The organism is Arthrobacter sp. APC 3897 (assembly GCF_030407495.1).
GTDB lineage: Bacteria > Actinomycetota > Actinomycetes > Actinomycetales > Micrococcaceae > Arthrobacter_B.
Map to the genome: position 1 here is coordinate 91,700 of NZ_JASDDG010000008.1, position 19,482 is coordinate 111,181.

17 protein-coding genes are annotated in these 19,482 nt (G+C 65.0%); 9 read left to right on the plus strand and 8 right to left on the minus strand.

Going from position 1 to position 19,482, the window contains the following annotated elements; translation table 11 throughout:
- Positions 1-31 precede the first annotated feature (31 nt).
- Positions 32-3,922, minus strand: a complete 3,891-nt coding sequence (locus QMA10_RS05930; RefSeq protein WP_290166905.1) for a S8 family serine peptidase — start codon at positions 3,920-3,922, stop codon at positions 32-34.
- 291 nt (positions 3,923-4,213) lie between these two features.
- Between QMA10_RS05930 and QMA10_RS05935 the strand changes: the two genes are divergently transcribed.
- Together QMA10_RS05935 and QMA10_RS05940 are read left to right on the plus strand one after the other, a co-directional pair.
- Positions 4,214-5,191: a glycosyltransferase family A protein gene (locus QMA10_RS05935; protein WP_290166906.1), complete on the plus strand. Its 978-nt coding sequence runs from the start codon at positions 4,214-4,216 to the stop codon at positions 5,189-5,191.
- Positions 5,188-6,654 (plus strand): polysaccharide pyruvyl transferase family protein, encoded by a 1,467-nt coding sequence (locus QMA10_RS05940; RefSeq protein ID WP_290166907.1) that lies wholly within the window; start codon positions 5,188-5,190, stop codon positions 6,652-6,654. Before QMA10_RS05935 ends, QMA10_RS05940 begins: the two co-directional genes overlap by 4 nt.
- An 81-nt stretch (positions 6,655-6,735) precedes the next feature.
- Here QMA10_RS05940 and QMA10_RS05945 read toward each other — a convergent pair whose 3' ends face one another.
- The 3 genes from QMA10_RS05945 to QMA10_RS05955 all read right to left on the minus strand — a co-directional run bounded on the left by QMA10_RS05945 (position 6,736) and on the right by QMA10_RS05955 (position 8,829).
- Positions 6,736-7,584: a hydroxymethylpyrimidine/phosphomethylpyrimidine kinase gene (locus QMA10_RS05945; RefSeq protein WP_290166908.1), complete on the minus strand. Its 849-nt coding sequence runs from the start codon at positions 7,582-7,584 to the stop codon at positions 6,736-6,738.
- Positions 7,585-7,682: 98 nt separating this feature from the next.
- Positions 7,683-8,159 (minus strand): hypothetical protein, encoded by a 477-nt coding sequence (locus QMA10_RS05950; RefSeq protein WP_290166909.1) that lies wholly within the window; start codon positions 8,157-8,159, stop codon positions 7,683-7,685.
- Positions 8,152-8,829: a TetR family transcriptional regulator gene (locus QMA10_RS05955; protein WP_290166910.1), complete on the minus strand. Its 678-nt coding sequence runs from the start codon at positions 8,827-8,829 to the stop codon at positions 8,152-8,154. The genes QMA10_RS05950 and QMA10_RS05955 overlap by 8 nt, the downstream gene beginning before the upstream one ends.
- Positions 8,830-9,092: 263 nt before the next feature.
- Here QMA10_RS05955 and QMA10_RS05960 point away from each other — a divergent pair, with 263 nt between their 5' ends.
- Positions 9,093-9,833: a queuosine precursor transporter gene (locus tag QMA10_RS05960; protein WP_290166911.1), complete on the plus strand. Its 741-nt coding sequence runs from the start codon at positions 9,093-9,095 to the stop codon at positions 9,831-9,833.
- Positions 9,834-9,932: 99 nt separating this feature from the next.
- Entirely contained in the window at positions 9,933-10,220 is a 288-nt protein-coding gene (locus QMA10_RS05965; protein WP_290166912.1) for a hypothetical protein, read from the plus strand.
- Between the two features lie 54 nt (positions 10,221-10,274).
- Here the strand turns inward: QMA10_RS05965 and tgt are convergent, their stop codons facing one another.
- Positions 10,275-11,549 carry a tRNA guanosine(34) transglycosylase Tgt gene (gene tgt, locus QMA10_RS05970; protein WP_290166913.1) on the minus strand — a complete coding sequence of 425 codons (1,275 nt, stop codon included), beginning with the start codon at positions 11,547-11,549 and terminating at the stop codon, positions 10,275-10,277.
- A gap of 171 nt (positions 11,550-11,720) precedes the next feature.
- Between tgt and QMA10_RS05975 the strand changes: the two genes are divergently transcribed.
- On the plus strand, positions 11,721-12,755 hold the full coding sequence (locus tag QMA10_RS05975) for an FUSC family protein (protein WP_290166914.1): 1,035 nt from the start codon (positions 11,721-11,723) through the stop codon (positions 12,753-12,755).
- 27 nt (positions 12,756-12,782) lie between these two features.
- Here the strand turns inward: QMA10_RS05975 and QMA10_RS05980 are convergent, their stop codons facing one another.
- On the minus strand, positions 12,783-13,655 hold the full coding sequence (locus QMA10_RS05980; protein ID WP_290166915.1) for a DUF6707 family protein: 873 nt from the start codon (positions 13,653-13,655) through the stop codon (positions 12,783-12,785).
- Positions 13,656-13,716: 61 nt separating this feature from the next.
- On the minus strand, positions 13,717-14,256 hold the full coding sequence (locus QMA10_RS05985) for an NUDIX hydrolase family protein (protein WP_290166916.1): 540 nt from the start codon (positions 14,254-14,256) through the stop codon (positions 13,717-13,719).
- A 349-nt stretch (positions 14,257-14,605) separates the two neighbouring features.
- Here QMA10_RS05985 and QMA10_RS05990 point away from each other — a divergent pair, with 349 nt between their 5' ends.
- Together QMA10_RS05990 and QMA10_RS05995 are read left to right on the plus strand one after the other, a co-directional pair.
- Complete coding sequence (locus QMA10_RS05990; RefSeq protein ID WP_356833930.1) at positions 14,606-15,076, plus strand: YdeI/OmpD-associated family protein; 471 nt, start codon at positions 14,606-14,608, stop codon at positions 15,074-15,076.
- A gap of 168 nt (positions 15,077-15,244) precedes the next feature.
- On the plus strand, positions 15,245-16,120 hold the full coding sequence (locus QMA10_RS05995) for a class II glutamine amidotransferase (protein ID WP_290166917.1): 876 nt from the start codon (positions 15,245-15,247) through the stop codon (positions 16,118-16,120).
- A 40-nt stretch (positions 16,121-16,160) separates the two neighbouring features.
- On the opposite strand, the gene QMA10_RS06000 is transcribed toward QMA10_RS05995, so the two are convergent.
- Entirely contained in the window at positions 16,161-17,282 is a 1,122-nt protein-coding gene (locus tag QMA10_RS06000; RefSeq protein ID WP_290166918.1) for a glycoside hydrolase family 76 protein, read from the minus strand.
- A gap of 154 nt (positions 17,283-17,436) precedes the next feature.
- Here QMA10_RS06000 and QMA10_RS06005 point away from each other — a divergent pair, with 154 nt between their 5' ends.
- The gene (locus QMA10_RS06005; protein ID WP_290166919.1) at positions 17,437-18,210 is read left to right on the plus strand and encodes a 3-hydroxyacyl-CoA dehydrogenase; all 774 of its coding nucleotides are present in this window, start codon (positions 17,437-17,439) and stop codon (positions 18,208-18,210) included.
- A gap of 2 nt (positions 18,211-18,212) precedes the next feature.
- The gene (locus QMA10_RS06010) at positions 18,213-19,472 is read left to right on the plus strand and encodes an acyl-CoA dehydrogenase family protein (RefSeq protein WP_290166920.1); all 1,260 of its coding nucleotides are present in this window, start codon (positions 18,213-18,215) and stop codon (positions 19,470-19,472) included.
- Positions 19,473-19,482: the final 10 nt, after the last annotated feature.

Sequence of the window (19,482 nt, forward strand, 5' to 3'; positions counted from 1 at the left end):
CCCGGGCCCGCTGTTTTGGTGCTGTTACCGCTTACTTGCAGTTGCCGCCATTGTCGGCGGTGTAACCGTCCAGGCGGTTGATGAATGCCGCCATGGCTTCACGCGAGACATCCTGGAGCGGACGGAACGTGCTGTCCGGCCAGCCGGTGGAAACGCCGGAGTCCTTCATCCACGAGATTTCCTTGTGGAAGAGGTTGTTCGTGGCAACGTCAGTGAAGGAAGCCGCACCCGGGGACTTGTAGCCCGAGGCGTCCTCGACGGAGCACTGCTCGCCGGCGAACCGGTTCATGAACGCAGCCATCGCGTCACGCTTGACCGGAGCCAGCGGGCGGAAGGATCCGTCCGGGTAACCGGTGGAGATGCCGGTCTCGGCGAGCCAGGAGATTTCCTTGTAGAACTGGTTATCCGTGGCTACGTCAGTGAACGGGCTGGCCGCCGGTGCGTTGTACGACGGGGATCCGGCCAGACGGTACAGGAACGCCGCCATGGCGTCACGGTTGATCGAGCCGAGCGGGCGGAAGGTGCCGTCCGAGTAACCCGTGGTCAGTCCCTGATCGGCCATCCAGTTGATTTCAGTCTCGAACTTGGTTCCGGCGACGTCGGAGAAGCGCAGGGCGCCCACCTCAATCGGAGTGACCTGGTCCTTGACCCCTTCGGCGTTGTGGTGCTGCAGGAACAGGGCCTTGGCGTCAGCGGTGCCCGCCTGGCGGTTGACGCCCAGAACGGTCTGGTCCTGGGCAGCGAAGGTGCTGACCTCTTCGCTGCCTTCTGCGCCGTTGAACCACACAGCGGGCTGTGCGACGTCGAAGGCGATCCAGTCGGTGGAATCCACCGGAACCATCTGTCCGCTCTCATCCACGTTCATGACGTTGGAGGTCATGACGCGGTAGTTGATCGGTGCCGAGGTGCTCAGGTCCAGGCCCAGTGCAGCGGCCGGGATCGGAAGCGTCACCACGTTGGTGTCGAAGATGTTGGTGTCAACATCACCGAACTGGCCGTTGGCCAGTCCCAGGAAGTCCAGCGGAGCGGCGAGTTCATCGTTTTCCACGGACACGATCTGGAACACGGTCTGGTCCAGGCCGGTGGCCCGGGTGGTCAGGGCAACAAAGTTGGCCTTGCCGTCCGAGTCGGTATCGAGTTCAACCTGAATCTGGCTGTTGCTGTTCAGCGTGGCCCAGTTCTGCCACGTGCTCAGGCCGATGGTCAGGGCGGTTTCATTCACATCGGCGCCCGCTGCTGCGAGTGCCGGTGCGTTGGAGGACGCTCCCACAGTCCGCAGGTCCAGCGAGGACAGGGACTCCAGTGCCAGGTTGGTCCGGCGCGGGCTTTCCGCACCGAGGACCAGCGGGGTGACCAGCGAGACATAGCCTTCGCTGTCTTCGCCCTGGGCAAGGCCCCGGCCGGTGAACGTGGTTGCAGTGGAGAGGGCATCCGCGCTCGGGAACGTGATCTTGCCACCGGTCTTGAGGTCCGAAACAGGCTTCGGAGCCGAGTACACCGGAACCCGCAGGACCGAGTCGTCGCTGGTCAGCTGCAGGCGGCCGGAGGCTTCGGCCAGGTACTGGCGGGGAACGCCAAGCTGGTCCTTCTCCGCGGCCGGGTCAATGGTCTTGGCCAGTGCAGCCGGATCATCAACACGCATGGTGACGGCAATTTCGGTCTTGCCGTTGGCGGGGACCGTTACCGGACCGCCGTCAACAGTGATCGATACTCCCGGAACCTTGGTGGCTTCGAGGTACTCAGCCGTGAAGGTCTTCGGGGAATCGCCCTTGTTCTCGATGGTCACCGAACGCGACAGCTCAACCGGGGAGGCTCCAATTTCCAGAACCCCAAAGTTGACTGACGTCAGGCCCTGCTGGTCGGTGGCGTAAGCGAAGACCTTGGTGTTCAGTGCATCGAGTGCGTCTACGCGGCCCGAGCCGACGCGGTTCGGCGCGTAGGCCACTCCGCCGTCGGTGAGGAGGTCATGGGTGGCCGTATTCATGATGATCGACTTGACCTCATACGGGTTGTAATCCGTGGCGCCCACAACCAGTGCGGCGAGGCCGGCAACGTTCGGGGCCGCCATGGAGGTGCCGCTCTTGATGGAGGCTCCGGTGCCGGTGCCTACCTGTACGGACTTGATCTGCGTTCCGGGTGCCGCGACGTCCGGCTTGATGACGCCGTTGGAACCATGGACGCCGCGCGAAGAGCTGTCGTTCAGGGTATCGAGTGCACCGGACTCGCCGGTGACGCTGCCCACGAGGGCCGGATCGAGACGGATCTCGAGGGTTCCGGCCTCGGCGGCGGGACGCAGTTCCGCGGAGGTCTTGGCCGTGAACTGCATGCCCGGGATGGCAGCGTTTCCGGCAATACCGGCGCTGAAGCCATTGAGGGTGGAGTCGATGATGACACCGGCGTAACCGGCTGCTGCTGCGTTGTTCCAGCGGGCGCCGGAACCGCATTCGCGGGTGGCCGCATTCTCGTCCCAGGAAAGCCAGACCCACTTGCCGGCGTCAGCGCCGGCGTCCAGCGGCGCGCAGCCGTCGGAGTTGCCGCCCTCGGGGCCCATGACAACCGTTCCCGTCAGGGCGTCGGCCGAGGCGTTGGCGTAGTTGAAGCTGGCCGTGTACTGGCCGGCTGCGACGCCCTCCGTCGGAGCAACAACCTGGCCGGCGTCCAGAGTGGTCTGGGAGCCGACGCTGTTGGCCACGGTCAGTGCGGTTTCGGCGCTGCCGGGGGAGCCGCCGATGTCGTAGATGTCTCCGGAGTTGCCGGAGGAGACCACGGACAGGATGCCCTGGGCCGTGAGAGCGTTGACGATGTCATTTTCGGGATCGTCATAGGCCGGGAAGCTGGAGCCGAGGGACATGTTGACGACCTGCGCGCGGTCGCTGAAGTCGCCGTCGTTGTTGGGGTCAAGGACATAGTCCAGGGCCTGGCCAACAACTTCGGAGGAGCCTTCGCAGCCGAAGACGCGGATGCCGACAATCTTGGCTTCCGGTGCCGTGCCCGGGCCGATTCCCATCTTGTTGACGTCGTCGGCGGTGAGCGCCGAGTAATCGCCCCTGAAGGTGGTGCCGTCCGCATTGGTGCCGTAGCCTGCAGCGGTGCCTGCGACGTGCGAGCCGTGGCTCTGGCAGTCCAGGGGATTTGCGTCAGGCTTCGGGATGGGGCTGTACAGTGCGGGATCCGAGGGGTCGGCGTTGTATTCGTCGCCCACCAGGTCCCAGCCGCCGGCAAACTTCTCCGGGTCGTAGAGACCCGAGTCTGCGGCCGGAATAACGTCCGAGGCCTGTGCCTGGGCGAAAGCCTCAAGGGTGCCGGGGCCGCCGAAACCGGCGTGGGTGTAATCCAGTCCGGTATCCAGCACGGCGATGGTGACGCCCTCGCCGGTCTGGTCCCGCTGGACCCAGGAGTCCAGGGCGCGTACGTCGATATCCCCGCCCTTGTTGTCGAAGGTCTTGGGGACAATGCCGGTGATCTTGGCGACGTCCCCGCGGGCTGCCAGCGCACGGATGGCTTCCGCATCTCCGTTGATGGCTACACCCGGAAGAGTGTTGGTGGTGGTGTAGATGATGCTCGATGAAGCCTGTGCTGCCACTTCCTCGGCCTGCGCTTCGATGGCAGCCCGGATCTGCTGGACTTCAGGGGCCTTATTGAGCGGCGCAGCGAATCCGTCCCGGACTTCCTGCGGCTGGGTCTGTTCAAAGGCGCCCTTGCCGGTGAACTGGACGAAGACGGATACCGGTCCCTGCTTCGTCTTCAAATCTGTAGAGACTTTCAAATCCGGCGTGACCCGGGGAAGTCCCTGGGCTGTCGGATCCCCCGGCGTGCTTCCCTCGACGGCCGCAGCCGGGGTCCACATGCTGGAGACCAAGGCCAGGCCGGCAATTGTTGCCAGCGCAGCCTTTCCTGATCTCCGATGGTTTGGATTGTTCATTTTTCTCCTTGTTAGAGAGTTCGCCGGAGCTTGGGCCGCAATCTGGTGATTCCGGATCCCACAGACCGAGACCGGGCAATGAGGAAGTGACTAAATGGCGATGCTGGAAATGGTGAAGCTGCGAGGTCCACGATTCTTTCGGTCAGGATCCGAATCATGGCGCTACTGGTACCTTTGTTTGTCTCTAATCGGATGTCAACAGTAAGTAGCATTCCTTTTTTCCATGACGGCGCGCACCCGTCGGGATCGGTATATCGTGGTAGCTGAACCCGACCGAATCATGGGAGTGAAGTGCCAGCGCAGGACCCAGTAGCCGTCATCGTCCGGACCAAAAACCGCCCGCACTTTCTCCAGCGGGCCCTCCAGGACATTTTCGACCAGACCTACCGTTCGTTCCGCGTGGTGATCGTCAACGACGGCGGCAGCGCCGGACCGGTGGAGAATGTGGTTGCCGGGTTGCCGGAGACGGCCAGGGAACGCGTTGCCGTCCTGCACAACAAGCAGAGCCTGGGGATGGAGGCGGCATCCAATTCCGGTGTTCAAAGCTGTGATTCCGAGTACATCGTCATCCATGATGACGATGACCTTTGGCACCCGGAATTCCTGGAACGGACAGTTTTCTATTTGAATAACTCTTCGGATGCAGGGGTTGTTGTACGAACCCAAATAAGGTATGAGGAAATTGTCGACGGACAAATCCTGAAGACCGGTTCGGAGCCTTTCTGGGAAGGCATGCAGCAGATATCGCTGGGTGACATGCTGCGGATTAACCGCGCGGTGCCCATCTCGTTCCTTTACCGCCGCTCCCTGCATGAAGAGCTTGGCTATTTCAACGAATCCCTCCCCGTCTGCGGTGACTGGGAATTCAACCTGAGGGTGCTCGCGCGCCATCGTATTGGATTCCTTGACGGGGAGCCGCTGGCGTTCTGGTGCCAGCGGCCCTCAACGGGAGGCGACGAGGCCAACAGCCTGTTCGCCAAGGCGCGGGACCACGAACGGTTTGACCGCAGCATCCGGGATGACTATCTGCGCAGGGACCTCAGCAGCGGCCGGGACCTGGGAGTCCTTCTCCAGATCAGCGCCATGATGGCAGAGCAGGAACAAATGCTGCTGGAGAACCGGCAGCAGATGGTACGGATGCAGGAACAGCTAACCGATGCCACCCGGCGGCTGGAACACATCATGATGCAGCGGACCAGCTTCCTCGCGCGGGCGGGCACAGCGGCAGCAAGGCTCAAGGGTGCATTCAAGGGGACGCGGCGGCCATGACCCTGCGGATTGCCGTCCTCGCCGACCTCGGCCAGGACACTTACCATTCCGGGGACGAAGCCATGGGCCACGCTGCCGCGGAAGAACTCCGGAGCCGCGGACTGCAGGTCCTCATGCTGTCCCGCAACCCCGGGCAGACGAAGCAGCTGTTTGGCGTGGACGCAGCTCCCACACTTGCTTTCCCCTGGCCGCCCGCCGAGCGGGAAGACTATTTGCGCCGAATCCGGGGACACCTGGCCGGCTCTGCCGAATTGCCGGCGGGCGACCCGGCGCGGGAACTGATCAGCGAGCTTCGGAAGTGTGACGGCCTGCTTATCGCCGGCGGGGGAAACCTGAATTCACGCTATGGCTGGCTGTTATATGAACGTGCCGCCGCGGTTGCCGTGGCCCGGGCGCTGAACAAGCCCGTGGTGGTGTCGGGGCAGACGCTGGGGCCGCAGCTCAGTGCCGCAGACACCATGGTCCTGGCCGACCTGCTGCGTGCCGCGGAGTTGACCTCCGTACGCGAGCAATCCTCAGCTGACCTCGCGGTGCGCATCGGCGCTCCCGCCGTGCGGGGACTGGACGATGCCTCGTTCCTGTCCGGCGGGCAGACAGCTGACCTGCCGAAAACGGGATACGTGGCCGTCACTGTCTCCCCGCTGGCCGGTTCCCTGGAAAACCTCTATGCCCTGCTGGGCGCGGAACTGGACAGCCTGCACCGTCAGACCGGGCAGCCTGCCGTATTCCTTCCCCACGTGGGGATCGGGGACGGGGACGGCTGGGACATGTCCGCCCACGCCCGCATTGCCGGCTCCATGACCTCTCCCTTCCGCCTCATGCCGGTCCTCACCGCGCGGGAGACTGCCGAGCTGACTGCCGGCGCTTCGATGATCGTGACGTCCCGCTATCACCCGGCGGTGTTCGGGCTTTCACGCTCGGTGCCCGTTGTTGGCCTCGCCGTGGATGACTACAGTGCCGTTCGGCTCCAGGGTGTGTCGGCAAACTGGGGTCTTGAAGATTTTGTCCTTCCCCTCCCGGGCCTGCCGGAAGGGCTGCTGTCTGCGGCCCTGGCAGAAGTCTGGGAACGGAGGGCGGAGATCTCAGCTCACCTCAGTTCAGTGCTGCCCGCCCGTACAGCGTGGTCCAATCAGTGGTGGGACGCGGTGGCGGCAGTCTTCTCCGGCAGCCCGGCACTCTCCAGCCCTGCGCCGGACCTGCCGCCGGACCTCCCGCCTGTGCCTGAGCTTCGCGCATCCGGACAGTGGGCGGCAGCCGCCAAAAGACTCGGTGCCGGGTTCTACGCCCAATCTGCACTGAGTGCCCGGTCCGAGGTCGAGGAGGACAGGGTGAGGTCCTACCTCGCGCAGCCGTCCGGGGAGCTGGCCTCCCTGCGGGATGAACACCAGCGGCTGCTGGAGTCCCGGACGGTCAAAACGGCCCTCTCCCTCTACCGGATCTACGCGAAGCTTCTCCGGCGCTGAACGTACCGAAGCTGAACGTCCCGGCGCTGAACGTACCGGCGGCATGGCCAGCGGTACGTTCAGCGGACAGGTATTGAGGGCTTACGAAAGTGCGGGGCCGTTCCCCGCGTTCCCCTGCCACAGGGCGTCGAACGGGGCGTTGGAGGAAACCCGGTTGCGGATCCCCTCGGTCACAAAGGCCTTTGCGGTCTTCGCTGCCTCCAGCGGGGTGGCTCCCTTGGCGAGCTCAGCAGTGATGGCTGCCGCCAGGGTGCAGCCGGCGCCGCTGACAGCAACTTCGCCTACCTTGGGTGCCCGGAGGACCTCCATGATCTCGCCGTCGTAGAACACGTCCACGGCGTCGTCGCCCTCCAACCGCACTCCGCCCTTTGCGAGGACCACGGCTCCGGAAGCTTCGTGGATGCGGCGGGCTGCCTCCTGCAGGTCTTCAACGCTTTCGATGGAGTCCATGCCGGACAGGGACACTGATTCAAAGTGGTTGGGGGTGACGAATGTTGCCAGCGGCAGGATCTGCGCCTTGAGCGCCAGATCCGTGTCCAGGGCGGCCCCCGGCTCCTGGCCCTTGCAGATCAGCACCGGGTCAAGAACAATGTTGGTCCATTCCTGGCTCTGGAGGGCCTTGGCGACGGTGTCGATCGTGGCGGGCGTTCCCAGCATGCCGAGCTTCACCGTGGTCAGGTCATAGGCGGTCTGGATGGCCTCGAGCTGGTCACTGATGACCTGGGGTTCAACCGGAACAAAGCGGTGGTTCCAGTTCTCTTTCGGATCAAAAGAAACGATGCAGGTCAGGGCAGCGATGCCGTAGGTTCCGAGTTCCTGGAAGGTTTTCAGATCGGCCTGGGCGCCGGCGCCGCCGGTGGCCTCGGAACCGGCTATGGTCAGGGTTACGGCCGGGGAGGCTGTTTCGGCAGAGTGTGTGTTAGCAGACATGAGTCCATCTTCCACCCAAAGCAAGTATCGGTGCCACTGAAGGCCACCTCGTGCGGCGGCTCGGGGCCGGGGCGCAAAAAGCGTTTGCCGGCGGCAGGCTAGGCCCGGGCGAAGGGCCAGACGGCCGCCCGGCCGGCTGCCATGGCTACTCCGATGGCAGCACCCATGAACAGGGGCACAACAACGGCATGCACGCTCAGCCCGATGATGATCCAGCCGAGCAGCAGCGGCACGAGGAAAAAGGCCAGGACGTGTTGGCCCTGGCGCTGGACGCCGCGCAGCAGCCAGCCCAAAAGCAGGGCGGCGGGAAGGGCCGTGAACAGTCCGAGGCCGGCTGCGTAGAAGGCGGCAACAATAACGGTCCACACATAGCCCCAGAAATCCCGGGACGTCCCCCAGCCCACCACAATGGTGGCAATGGCAGCCAAGACAACGCAGGCAACTCCGTATCCCCAGGCGACGGCCAGCGGGCCGGGCGGAGTGTAACGGTGCTGCGCCGCGGCGACGGCGGGAGAGGACCGGCGGGGAATCAACGCGGGCGGAAGAACGACGTCGTCAGCGCCTTTGTCAGTCATCGCGTCGGGCTCCCTGGAAGAGGTGGACTACATCCTCAACAATATTGCGAACCACGGGCAGGCGGGAGAGGATGACCAGCTTTGCGGTCAGTGGGGCGACGTTCTCCACCAGCCGGCGCGAGCGGCGCTGTCCCGGCGAGCGGTCATAAATCCAAAAAAGCGTCACCCCCATATGCACCAGCCATAAGAGTTCGGGCAGGTCGTCGCGGATGGCCAGCGGCGGCTGCGGGCGGGAGGCGGTGACGGCCTGGCGGAACATGGCAATGGATTTGGCGCGGCCAACCCCCGGGTCCGCGCCGGTGCGGCTTCCCCGCGGGGAGGCCGACGACGGCGGCATTGCTGTGCGCAGGAAATGGGCGCCAAAATCGTGGAACGGGCCCATGATGTCCAGATGGGCCAGCAGAATCAGCCTCAGGTGCTCGCCCAGATTGTGTCCGTCACGGAGCAGGGACAGGGACGCGCTGCGGTGTTCATCCTGCAGGAACCGGTACAGCTCTGCAACGAGCTCGTCTTTGGAACGGAAGTAGTAGTACGCATTGCCCACTGAGACCCCGGCGGTTTCGGCAATGCAGCGCATGGTGGTGTCAGCGTAGCCCCGGGTGCGGAAAAGGGTAAGGGCGGAGTCAATCAGCAGCCGCCGGGTCTGTTCACTCTTGGCCGTAGCGGCCATCAACGCTCCTCGGTCCAGTTGCGGGTTCAGGTGTGGGGCGCTGGTTCAGTGATAGGCGCGGATCCGCGTATATGTGCTCAGCTTCCGGGCACGACTGTCAGAATACATCAGGTTTTTGAACGTGTTCAAAAATGTCCCGGGCACGGCTACGGGTCAGAACATGGCAGAATTGACGGCGGCCCTCCACGGGCCGCCCGGTGCAGCGGGCACAGTGCTAATACAGCCGGCGAAAACTACGGCGAACCACTAGGAACGGAAAACCCATGCACACGCAGACAGGCGCCGGGACGGCGCCCGCTCCGGCATTTGCCAGCCGCGGAAGCTCGCATTATGACCTCATCCTGACGCTCATGTGCGTGGTGATTGTGATCTCAAATATCGGTGCCACCAAGGGCGTGGTGCTGGGACCGATCTTCGGGGACTTCAGCATCGTGACTGACGGCGGATTCTTCCTCTTCCCGCTGGCCTACATCCTCGGCGACGTCATCAGCGAGGTCTATGGCTTCAAGGCGGCCCGGCGGGCCATCTTCACGGGCTTTGGGGTTGCGGCGCTGGCCGCAGCCAGTTTTGCCGTGATCATCGCACTGCCGGGATTCGACGATGAGTACGGACAGGCCAAGCAGACGGCGCTGGAACTGGCGCTGGGGCCCGTGTGGCAAATCGTCCTGGCCAGCCTGCTCGGCTTCCTCGCCGGGCAGACGCTGAACTCCTGGGTCCTGGTCCGGATGAAGGAGAAGTTCCGGGAACGGGCACTGATCGGACGGCTGATGGCCTCCACCGGCGTGGGCGAGTTCGCGGACACCCTGATTTTCTGCGCCATAGCCGCGCCGGTCATTGGGATCACTGACGCCGGCGGCTTCATCAACTACGTGATCTTCGGATTCGTCTACAAGACGCTCATTGAGTTCCTGTTTGTTCCGGTCACCGCCGTGGTGATCAAGGCCATCAAGAAGCGCGAACCGAGCTACGGAGCTGCGCTGCCGGCAGGGACGCCGGAAGGCTGAGCTTCCACGACTCCCCGGGCGGCCCGTTGGGGAAACCATTGGCAGCGCGGTTGCTCCTGCGCTAACGTCACAGGCATCGTGCGACCAGGGAGAACAGTCATGGCACAGCAGGAGAACCCCTCCAAGAACAACCCCTCCGGGTGGGAACGGCGCAACGGAGCTGCGGACGACGCCGCGCAGTCCGAACGCTCGGGCGAAGCAGCAGACAACGAGGGCTTCCACGCCGCCCGGCCCGATCCGGAGGAATCGGAGCGCACGGACGATCCCGGCGCACAGGGCAACGACCCGGCCACCGGAGGGCCCAGGGACCCGAGGGACGCGGAGCAGAACCCGGCCGGGCAGGATGACACTGAACAGAATCCGCCCCTGCCCAGGACCTGGAACTAAAGTGCGCAGCAGGCACCGGGACCTGTTGCCGCGGCGGCCCCGGACTGGAACCTGCTAGACCTTGGCGCTGTAGTACTTCCCGAGCGTCTCGGCCTTGAAATCAAAGAAGGATCCGTCCTCGATGGCCAGCCGTGCGTCGTCCACGAGCTTCACCGTGAAGCGTTCGTTGTGGATGGACACCAGGGTGGAAGCCACCATTTCCTTGGCGCGGAACAAGTGGTGGATGTACGCCTTTGTGTAGTGTGCGCACGCGTAGCAGTCGCAGCCCTCCACCAGGGGAGTGAAGTCCTTTTTGAAGCGGGCGTTGGAGAGGTTCAGCCGCCCGTACGGCGTGTAGAACGCCGACGTGCGGGCCACCCGGGTGGGGGAGACGCAGTCGAAGGTGTCGGCACCGTTTTCAATGGCTGTGAAGATGTCGTCCGGTTCGGAAATCCCCAGCAAATGGCGCGGCTTGTCCTCCGGCAGCTCCTCGGTACACCACCGCACGATGGTTCCGAGGTTTTCCTTTTCCAAGGCCCCGCCGATGCCAAAACCGTCAAAGTCCATGGCGCCCAGATCTCTTGACGCCTTCCGGCGCAGGTCCTCATATTGTGCTCCCTGCAGCACGCCGAACAGGGCCTGATAAGGCTTACCCACCCGTTCCTCGGTGAGCCGCCGGTGTTCGGCAATGCAGCGCAGCGCCCACAGCCGGGTGCGTTCCAGCGACATTTCCTGATACTCACGGGAGTTCATCAGCGTGGTCAGCTCATCGAACGCGAACATGATGTCGGCGCCGATCTGGTGCTGGACCTGCATGGACACTTCCGGAGTGAACCGGTGCTTGTCGCCGTTGAGATGGGACTTGAACCACACGCCGTCGTCATCAATGTGGGCAAGGCGTTCCTTGCCGGGGGCGACGGCGTCGTCCGCTCCGGTGGCATGCGTGGTGCCGTCCGCATTCATGTTGATGACCTTCTTGAAACCCGCGCCCAGGCTCATCACCTGGAACCCGCCCGAGTCGGTGAAAGTGGGGCCGGACCAGTTCATGAACCTGCCCAGTCCGCCGGCGGCGTCGAGCACGTCCGGGCCGGGCTGCAGGTACAAATGGTAGGCGTTGGCCAGGAGCGCCTGCGCACCAAGGTCCGCCATGGATTCGGGCAGGACCGCCTTGACCGTGGCCTTGGTTCCTACGGCAATAAAGGCCGGAGTGGCAATTTCGCCGTGCGGCGTGGTGATGGTTCCGGTGCGGCCTTGGAACTCACCGCCGTTGGCCTGCGTCTGCTCAGCAGAGGGGGCAGCGGTTTCACGCAGGCGCTTACCGAGGGCGAAGGAAAATGTTGAGGAGGACACCCCTCCATTTTGCCTCACCCGCCGACGCCGGCAGTCCGCCGGAGCCCGGCACGCTCAGACTGGGATGCGCGCCACATATTTCAAGGTGCGGCAGCAGGCGGGCGTACGGTGGAAAGGCCGACGTCGGCCGCACCCCAAAGACCTGCAAAAACGTACCTGGAAGCTGCCCTCTTGAACCTGCTGCGCGATATGTTCCGGATCGCACCCGCCAACAACGATCATCACGTGGCGGCGCGCTGCGGTCTGGGGGTGGGGATTCCCCTGCTGCTGCTCCTGGCTTTCGGGCGGATTGACCTGGCCATCTTTGCCACCTTCGGCGCCTTCACCGGCATTTACGGCCGGAACGAGCCGCATCGTCAGCGGTACGGGCACCAGCTTCGGGCAGGAGCACTGATGATGGCGGTCATCACGGCCGGAGCACTGACCTCACGGCTGGAACCGGATGCCTGGGGAATTGTGCTGGGCACCACGGCCGTGGCCGGATTGGGAACACTGGGCACCGGCTTCTGGCGGCTCCGCCCCGCCGGCTCGCTGTTCCACATCTTCGCCTACGCGGCCATCTCTTCGGTCCCGAACCAGCCGCCCCTGTGGCAGACCGTCTCGGTGGCTGCGGCCACTGTTTGCTTCTCCCTGCTGCTTGGCCTGTCCGGGCGGCTCCACCCTGCGCACCGCACCCCGTGGTTAAGGCCGGACAGGGTCCCATTTACCGCCGCGCAGCGCAAAGCCGTGTGGATCGACGCCGGCCTCTACACCGTCGCTGCCGCGGTTGCCGGGTCCATCGCCACGCTCATGGGCATCGGCCACAACTACTGGGCAATGGTTGCAGCCACCGTCCCGCTGGTGGGAGTGGGCGTGCGGCACCGGCTGTACCGCGGCCTGCACCGTATCCTCGGAACCTTCGCCGGGCTGGTGCTAACCGCACTGATCCTGCTGCCCGGGCTGGAACCGTGGCAGATGGTGGTGGTGATTGCGCTGCTGCAGTTCGGGGCTGAAATGCTGGTGGTCCGCCAATATGCCCTGGCCCAGGTGGTTGTCACGCCGCTGGCTCTGGTCAGCACTGAACTGGCTAACCCCAGCAACTCGGCGCTGCTGATCAGGGACCGGGCCGTGGAGACGGTGATCGGTGCGGCAGTGGGGATGGCACTGGTCCTGATCATTCACCTGCAGAGCCGGCGCACGCGCCGTCCGACCGGGCAGCGCCGCTAAACCTGCACCGCGCAATGAAGTCCGGCGCTACAGGTCGAGGTTCAGGCCGCGGACAGCAATCAGCTCGTTGCGGATGCGCCGATCCAGCTCATGCTCCGAAAGAGTCTGCGAGCCCCCGTGGGCACGCAGATAGAACAGGGCATCCAGTCTCAGGACACGCCAGTCGCGTTCGCCGTGCTCGTCGCCGGACTCACCGGCACGGTGGATTTCCCGGTCGTACAGGTTGGGCTGGTTCAGCTGGCGCTGCAGCAGTTCCGCGGCCAGCTTGGCCTTCAACGGATCACTCTCCGCTGCGTCTCCGGCCCGGACAGCCTGCGCGTAGGCGGCTGACATTTCCTCGTCACCGGCTTCATGGGTGATGTGCGCGGCCAGTGAGAGCGCCCCCTGAATCCACTTCCACCGGCCAAAGTTGCCGTCAAACGGGAGTCCCGTGATGATGTTGCAGACCTGCAGGGCGTTTTCGGCGTCGTCCAGATGCACGTACAGGGCGTGCGCCAAATCCCGGACGTCCTGCAGGTTGCTGCCCGACTTTACGTTGAGTCCGCGGCTGAGCCGGGAGGTCACTTCCTGGACACGCCCGTCCTCCGGGTGGGCGGCCGCGGCTGCAGCAATGACTGCGGCATAGTTCTCCTCGTCGGCCGGTGCCACCCGGACTGCGTCCGCCGGGGCACCGGACGGTGCCGGTGCCTGGACGCGAACGGAGGAGCCGTGGGCCAGACGCAGTGTCATGCCGTCTTCAAGACCCAGGACAACCAGGGCGGGCACGCCAAAGTCATCGGTCTCCACGGAGCTGTCCTTCACCGGAGCCAGTGAGGCACTTTCATGCACCGGAATTTGACCGGGTGCAAGCAGCTCGGCATTGACCCGGAATGTGTAAGACTCCGGCTGGCTCTCAGGCATGGCAGATTCCTTTTCTTCGCAGCAGTCGGCCCCCAGTATATAAAGACGCGGTAACGGGTGCTCAGCGGCCCCAGCTGGCCGACGCCAGTGCCTGCCGCAGCAGGTCACCGCGTCCGCCTGCAAACTCTGCATAAATGTCGGGACTCAGCGCTTCCTCGGGCGTCAGCCAGGACAGCTCAAGGGCGTCCTGCCGGGGGTCGCATTCACCGGTGACGGGAATCAGGTAGGCCAGCGCAACAGCGTGCTGACGCTCATCGGTCAATCCCGACTGCGAGGGGGAGGGGAAATACTCGGCCACGGCAAACGGAACCAGGGCAGGCGGCAGCTGGGGCAGGGCCATGGGGCCGAGGTCCTTTTCCAGGTGGCGCAGCAGGGCGGCGCGAATGGTTTCGCGGTACATGACCCGTCCCGAAACGAAGGTCCGGACCATCTTGCCCTCGCTTGTGGCCTGCAGCAGCAGCCCCACTTCCGTCACATAACCCAAAGGATCACAGCGAACCGGCACGGCTTCGACGTAGACCATCGGAAGGCGTTGCCTCGCCTCGCGGAGCTCATCTTCTGAAAGCCAGCCGGGATAGGGGTCAGGGGTACGAACACTCATAGAAGTGTTTTACCGCATACCGGGGAAGGCGCCGGACCGACGCGCGGCGCTTTGGCCCTCGGCTGAACTGCCGAAGGTGCTTTTGCCCGGCGCGGGCCCGGTCTACGCTCTGAGGATGAGCAGCAGCGACCGGAGGCCGCCACAGTCACAGAACCCGCCAGAGCCCCCGCTTCAACCTGCGCCGAAGTCTCAGCCGAAGTCTCAGCCAAAATCCCCGGCGAAATCCCCGGCGAAGCCGCCGCTGCCCGAACTGCTGCTACCGGATGCGGAGGCATGGCGCACGTGGCTGGCGGCCAATCACGCCAGCTCAACCGGGGTGCAGCTGATTCTGGGGCGGAAGGGCGGAACCGTGACAAACCTGTCCTATGCCGGGGCGCTGCAGGAGGCGCTGTGTTTTGGCTGGATTGACGGGCAGGCCAACAAGCGCGACGGCGAAAGCTACCTGCAGCGGTTTACCCCGCGCGGCAGGCGAAGCATCTGGAGCCTGCGCAACGTGGGATACGTGGAACAACTGGAAGCTGCCGGCAGGATGCACCCGTCCGGGCGCACCGCCGTCGAGCAGGCCAAAGCGGACGGACGCTGGGACGCAGCCTACGCAGGACCCGCAACGGCGGTGATGCCCGCTGACCTCACGGAGGCGATTGCCGCGGTGCCCGAGGCCCAGGCAACCTACGAAACCTTGAATTCCCAGAACCGGTACGCGCTCTTTTTTCGGATCAGCACCCTGAAGACCGCCGCGGCAAGGGAACGCCGGATCGAGGCCATCGTCCGGATGCTGGCAGCCGGCGAGACTCCCTATCCGCAGCGGCGCACGCCCTGAAGGGCAGGGCGTGTCCGGTTCCAATGCCCCCTGCGTTTGCGCACTCTTGCCTTTGTAAAGTGCCCGCGGGACTCTTGAGTACAAGCACATGAGTACACATGTACCAGCAACTGAGGCCAAGCCCGCGGCAGGGGAGCCGTGCTGCGGCAAATCCGCGGAGGACCATCAATGTGTCGTCTCTTTGGCATGCACGCCGGCAAAACCCCCGTCAAAGCCACCTTCTGGCTCCTCACCGCACCGGACAGCCTGTCGAAGCAGAGCCGGCGGGAGGCTGACGGATTCGGAATTGGAACCTTTGACCGGCAGGGAAGGCCGGCGGTGGAAAAGGCGCCCATCGCCGCTTATGAGGACAAGGCGTTCGCTGCGGAAGCCCGGGATCTGTCGAGTATCACGTTCGTCGCGCACGTGCGCTATGCCAGCACCGGCGGCAACCTGAAAGTGAACACCCATCCCTTCGAACAGGACAACCGGCTGCTTGCCCACAACGGCGTGGTGGAGGATCTGGCCCTGCTCGAGGCAAGGCTGCGCCGGCTTGGGGCGATGGAACTGGTTAAGGGCGATACCGACACCGAGCGGGTCTTCGCCCTCATCACGGCGGAGGCGCGCAGCAACGGGGGTGACATCGAAGCGGCCCTCGTCTCGGCACTGGCCTGGGTGGCGGAAAACCTGCGGCTGTTCGCCGTGAACATCATCCTGACCACCGGGGCGGACGTGTGGGCGGTCCGGTATCCGGACACGCACCCCCTGTACGTCCTGGAGCTCGGCGAATCCGACCCCAAGCAGGGGATGCGCACACCGCGCATCAGCGTGCGGAGCGAGGAAATCGCCGAAGGCCGGCGGCCCGCGGTGCTTCTGGCCACGGAAAAAATGGACGACAATCCCCGCTGGCGGCTGATGGGCTCCGGCGAGGTCCTGCACATCGATCCGTCGCTGACGGTTCACAGCAGCTATCCGCTGCCGCCTGAACCGCGGCATCGTTTGACGCTGGCTGACCTGAATGAAACGGCCGCGGCATCACAGCAGCCAATGAAGGTCGGCTCATGAAGGCCGGCCGGCTGAGCCGCACGAGCTGTATGAGCCTGTCTCAGGCGTTGCCGCGCCGGACCCTCGCCGCTGCCTCCAGAATGATCCACGCTGACAGTTGGGTGGAGAGGCCGACGCCGGTCCTGCCCGGATAGTGCCGCTCGGCCGGCTCCAGGGGATGCGGTGAGAAGACCGTCCGCTGCCCCCGCTTTGCCCGTCCCGCCCAGAGCGCTTCAGCCGTGGCGCTGACCATTGCACCGGCCATGTCCCGCTGGGGGTCCGGCAGGGTGGGAGACACTGCGGCCTGGGCAAGATAGCGGACGAGGATCCCCGTAAACAGACCGGCATCGCCGGTGCCGTGGGTGACAAGAACCGCCGTGCCGGAGTGGGTGAGCCGCAGGTGCACTGCATCGATGAGCCGCGCTGCCCGGGACAGATTTGCGGGACCGCCCAGTTCCAGCAGGGCGCCCAGGACCGGGCCCTGGTTGTAGGAAAAGACGGCCCCTTCCACCACTGGGTCCGCCGACGGTCCGCCCCCCTTGATGCCGTCGAGGTACAGCCCCGTGTCGGCATCCAGGAGGGTGGAGTTGAGCCAGTCGATCAGGGCCTGGGAGCGCTCGCGTTCACCGCTGCGGGCAAAATGCAGCGCCGCCGGACCTGTGGCCGGAGTGTTCTTGAAGGTTCGGCGCCGGTTCCAGTACAGCCCGCCGCCAAACTCCATGGTGTGCGCCGAGCGCAGGGCATCCGTCAAGGCTGCGAGCATCCGGGGATGGTGCCGCGCAGTCGGCCGGCGGGCTCCGCCGTCGTCGGCCCGGCGCACCGGCCGGGAGGGCAGGAGGGCATCGAACCGGGCCACGGCAAGGGCCAGCCAGGCCATATCGTCGAAATACCAGTTGGTGGCCCTCAGCCCGTTCCGCAGCCTGATGGTGCGGATGAGCTGGTGGGCCTGCCCGACGGCATCGGGAGCTCCGCGCAGCGCCGCGTCCACTAGCGCATCCACATAGTGGGCCTGCCACCAGTAATGCCAGGGCCCGGGCAGCGGCCGCCGGGGAGCCGGGCTTTCGACGGCGGCCAGCCTGGTTCCCGGAAGCCGCAGCAGCGGCCGGGAAAAGGCGGCAGAAACGGATGCCGCCGCGTCATCGGCGCGGGCTTGGATCTCGTGCAGTGGTTGCTCGGACAGCATGCGCACCACCCTAGACCCGTGAGGGCCGCAGTCACAGCTTCAGCGGGAGCGGCCGGCCGCGGAAATCTGCACGAAGATGCGATGTGTGCCCGATCACAGTAGGCTCAGAGGCGCTGCCGCAGGGGCAGGCGAAAACTTCAACGCAGGAGTACGGATGGACATTTCAGGCGCATCGGCACTTGTTACGGGAGGTGCCTCCGGGCTGGGGCGCGCTACGGCCAGGAGGTTGTACGACGCCGGAGCGTCAGTGATCCTGGTGGACCTGCCCTCGTCCGGCGGCCTGGCATACGCCGCCGAGCTGGGCGACAACGCCCACTTTGTTCCGGGCGATGTCACCGATCCCGACCAGATGGCAGCGGCAGTGGAAGCGGCCATGAACGCCGGACCGCTGCGTGTGGCTGTCAACTGTGCGGGCATCGCCACCCCGGGCAAGGTGCTGGGCCGCAACGGTGTGCTGCCGCTGGAGGACTTTGCCCGCGTGATCCAGGTAAACCTCATTGGAACGTTCAACGTCAGCAGGCTGGCAGCGCAGGCCATGGCGGAGACCGACCCCGTGGAAACCGCCGGCACGTCCGAGCGCGGCGTCATTATCAACACTGCATCCGTTGCCGCTTTCGACGGACAGATTGGCCAGCCGGCCTATTCCGCTTCCAAGGGCGGGGTGGCAGCAATGACGCTGCCGCTCGCCCGGGAGCTTGCCCGGCACCTGATCCGGGTGGTGACCATTGCCCCGGGGATTTTCGAGACCCCCATGATGGCGGGTCTGCCCCGGGAAGCGCAGGACTCCCTGGGGCAGCAGGTGCCTCATCCGTCGCGTCTGGGCCGGCCGGATGAGTACGCCGCACTGGCTTCGCACATCATCGAAAACCAGATGCTCAACGGGGAAACCATCCGCCTGGACGGCGCTATCCGGATGGGACCGCGCTGATTTTGCCGGCTGCAGATGAGGGGAACCAGTCCGGCGCTGCGGGGCTTCCGGACGCCGATTTTTACTTGTTCGAGGATCTGCTGAGCGAGCGCGAACAGGCAAAGCTCGCTGAGCTGCGGGCCTTTTTAGCGGCCGAGGTGGCTCCGCACGCCGGGCAGTGGTGGCAGGACGCGCACTTCCCCGCCGAGCTGTTGCCCAAGCTGGCGGCCCTGGAACTGTCCACCCCGGTGCAGCAGGGATACAGTCCGCTTTTTGCGGGGTTGGTCATCGCGGAAATGACCCGGACGGATACATCGATCGCCACGTTCTTCATGGTTCACCATGATTTGTTCGTGGAAGCCCTGCACGCCTTCGGCTCGGATGAACAAAAGGACCGGCTGCTGGCGGACGCGATGGCACTTCGGATTACCGGAGCCTTTGCCCTCACCGAGCCCGAACATGGTTCCGACGTCGCCGGCGGGATGGAAACCACGGCGGTCCGCGACGGCGGCACCTGGCTGCTGAACGGCAGCAAACGCTGGATCGGCAACGGAACCTTCTGCGACTACATGCTGCTGTGGGCACGGGAACCGGACACCGGGAAGGTGCGCGGGTTCCTGCTGGACGCTTCGCTGCCCGGTGTCCGCCGGACCCGGATTGAAAACAAGACGGCGCTGCGGACCGTCCAGAATGCCGATATCACCCTGACGGACGTCCGGATCAGTGAGGCTGACCGGCTTGCCGGAATCGACAGCTTCGACGACATCAAACACCTGCTGCGCGGCTCGCGGATCATGGTGGGCTGGCAGGCGGTGGGTGCCCAGCTCGCCGCGGTGGACGTCTCCCGGGCGTACGCCGTGGAACGCCAACAGTTTGGCCGCCCGCTGGCCTCCTTCCAGCTCGTCACCGAACAGCTGGTCCGGATGCTGGGCAACACCGTGGCCAGTACGGGGATGCTGGCGCGGGTGTCCGAGCTGGAACGCGGGGGATATCCCTCTGCGGCGGGCCGGAGCGGTCCGGAATCCGCTGAGCCGGCAGGGCGGTTGCGCGGATCCGACGGCGGCATGGCGCAGGCCGCCCTGGCCAAGTCCTACGCCAGTGCCAGGATGCGCGAGACCGTGGCGCTGGGGCGCAGCATCCTGGGCGGCAACGGCATTGTGACTGATTACCGGATGGCCAAGATCTTCGCCGATGCCGAAGCCATCTACACCTATGAGGGCACCTATGAGATCAATTCCCTCATAGTGGGCCGGGACATTACCGGAATTTCGGCCCTGCGCTAGGGCAGTCCGG

What these genes read in the sequence shown, in the direction of transcription:
- QMA10_RS05955 (WP_290166910.1), bottom strand. Translation starts at nt 8,829, where the DNA reads ATGGCCGCTACGGCCAAGAGTGAACAGACCCGGCGGCTGCTGATTGAC.
- QMA10_RS06005 (WP_290166919.1), top strand. Translation starts at nt 17,437, where the DNA reads ATGGACATTTCAGGCGCATCGGCACTTGTTACGGGAGGTGCCTCCGGG.
- QMA10_RS05960 (WP_290166911.1), top strand. Translation starts at nt 9,093, where the DNA reads ATGCACACGCAGACAGGCGCCGGGACGGCGCCCGCTCCGGCATTTGCC.
- QMA10_RS05965 (WP_290166912.1), top strand. Translation starts at nt 9,933, where the DNA reads ATGGCACAGCAGGAGAACCCCTCCAAGAACAACCCCTCCGGGTGGGAA.
- QMA10_RS05995 (WP_290166917.1), top strand. Translation starts at nt 15,245, where the DNA reads ATGTGTCGTCTCTTTGGCATGCACGCCGGCAAAACCCCCGTCAAAGCC.
- QMA10_RS05985 (WP_290166916.1), bottom strand. Translation starts at nt 14,256, where the DNA reads ATGAGTGTTCGTACCCCTGACCCCTATCCCGGCTGGCTTTCAGAAGAT.
- QMA10_RS06000 (WP_290166918.1), bottom strand. Translation starts at nt 17,282, where the DNA reads ATGCTGTCCGAGCAACCACTGCACGAGATCCAAGCCCGCGCCGATGAC.
- QMA10_RS05930 (WP_290166905.1), bottom strand. Translation starts at nt 3,922, where the DNA reads ATGAACAATCCAAACCATCGGAGATCAGGAAAGGCTGCGCTGGCAACA.
- QMA10_RS05940 (WP_290166907.1), top strand. Translation starts at nt 5,188, where the DNA reads ATGACCCTGCGGATTGCCGTCCTCGCCGACCTCGGCCAGGACACTTAC.
- QMA10_RS05980 (WP_290166915.1), bottom strand. Translation starts at nt 13,655, where the DNA reads ATGCCTGAGAGCCAGCCGGAGTCTTACACATTCCGGGTCAATGCCGAG.
- QMA10_RS05945 (WP_290166908.1), bottom strand. Translation starts at nt 7,584, where the DNA reads ATGTCTGCTAACACACACTCTGCCGAAACAGCCTCCCCGGCCGTAACC.
- QMA10_RS05950 (WP_290166909.1), bottom strand. Translation starts at nt 8,159, where the DNA reads ATGACTGACAAAGGCGCTGACGACGTCGTTCTTCCGCCCGCGTTGATT.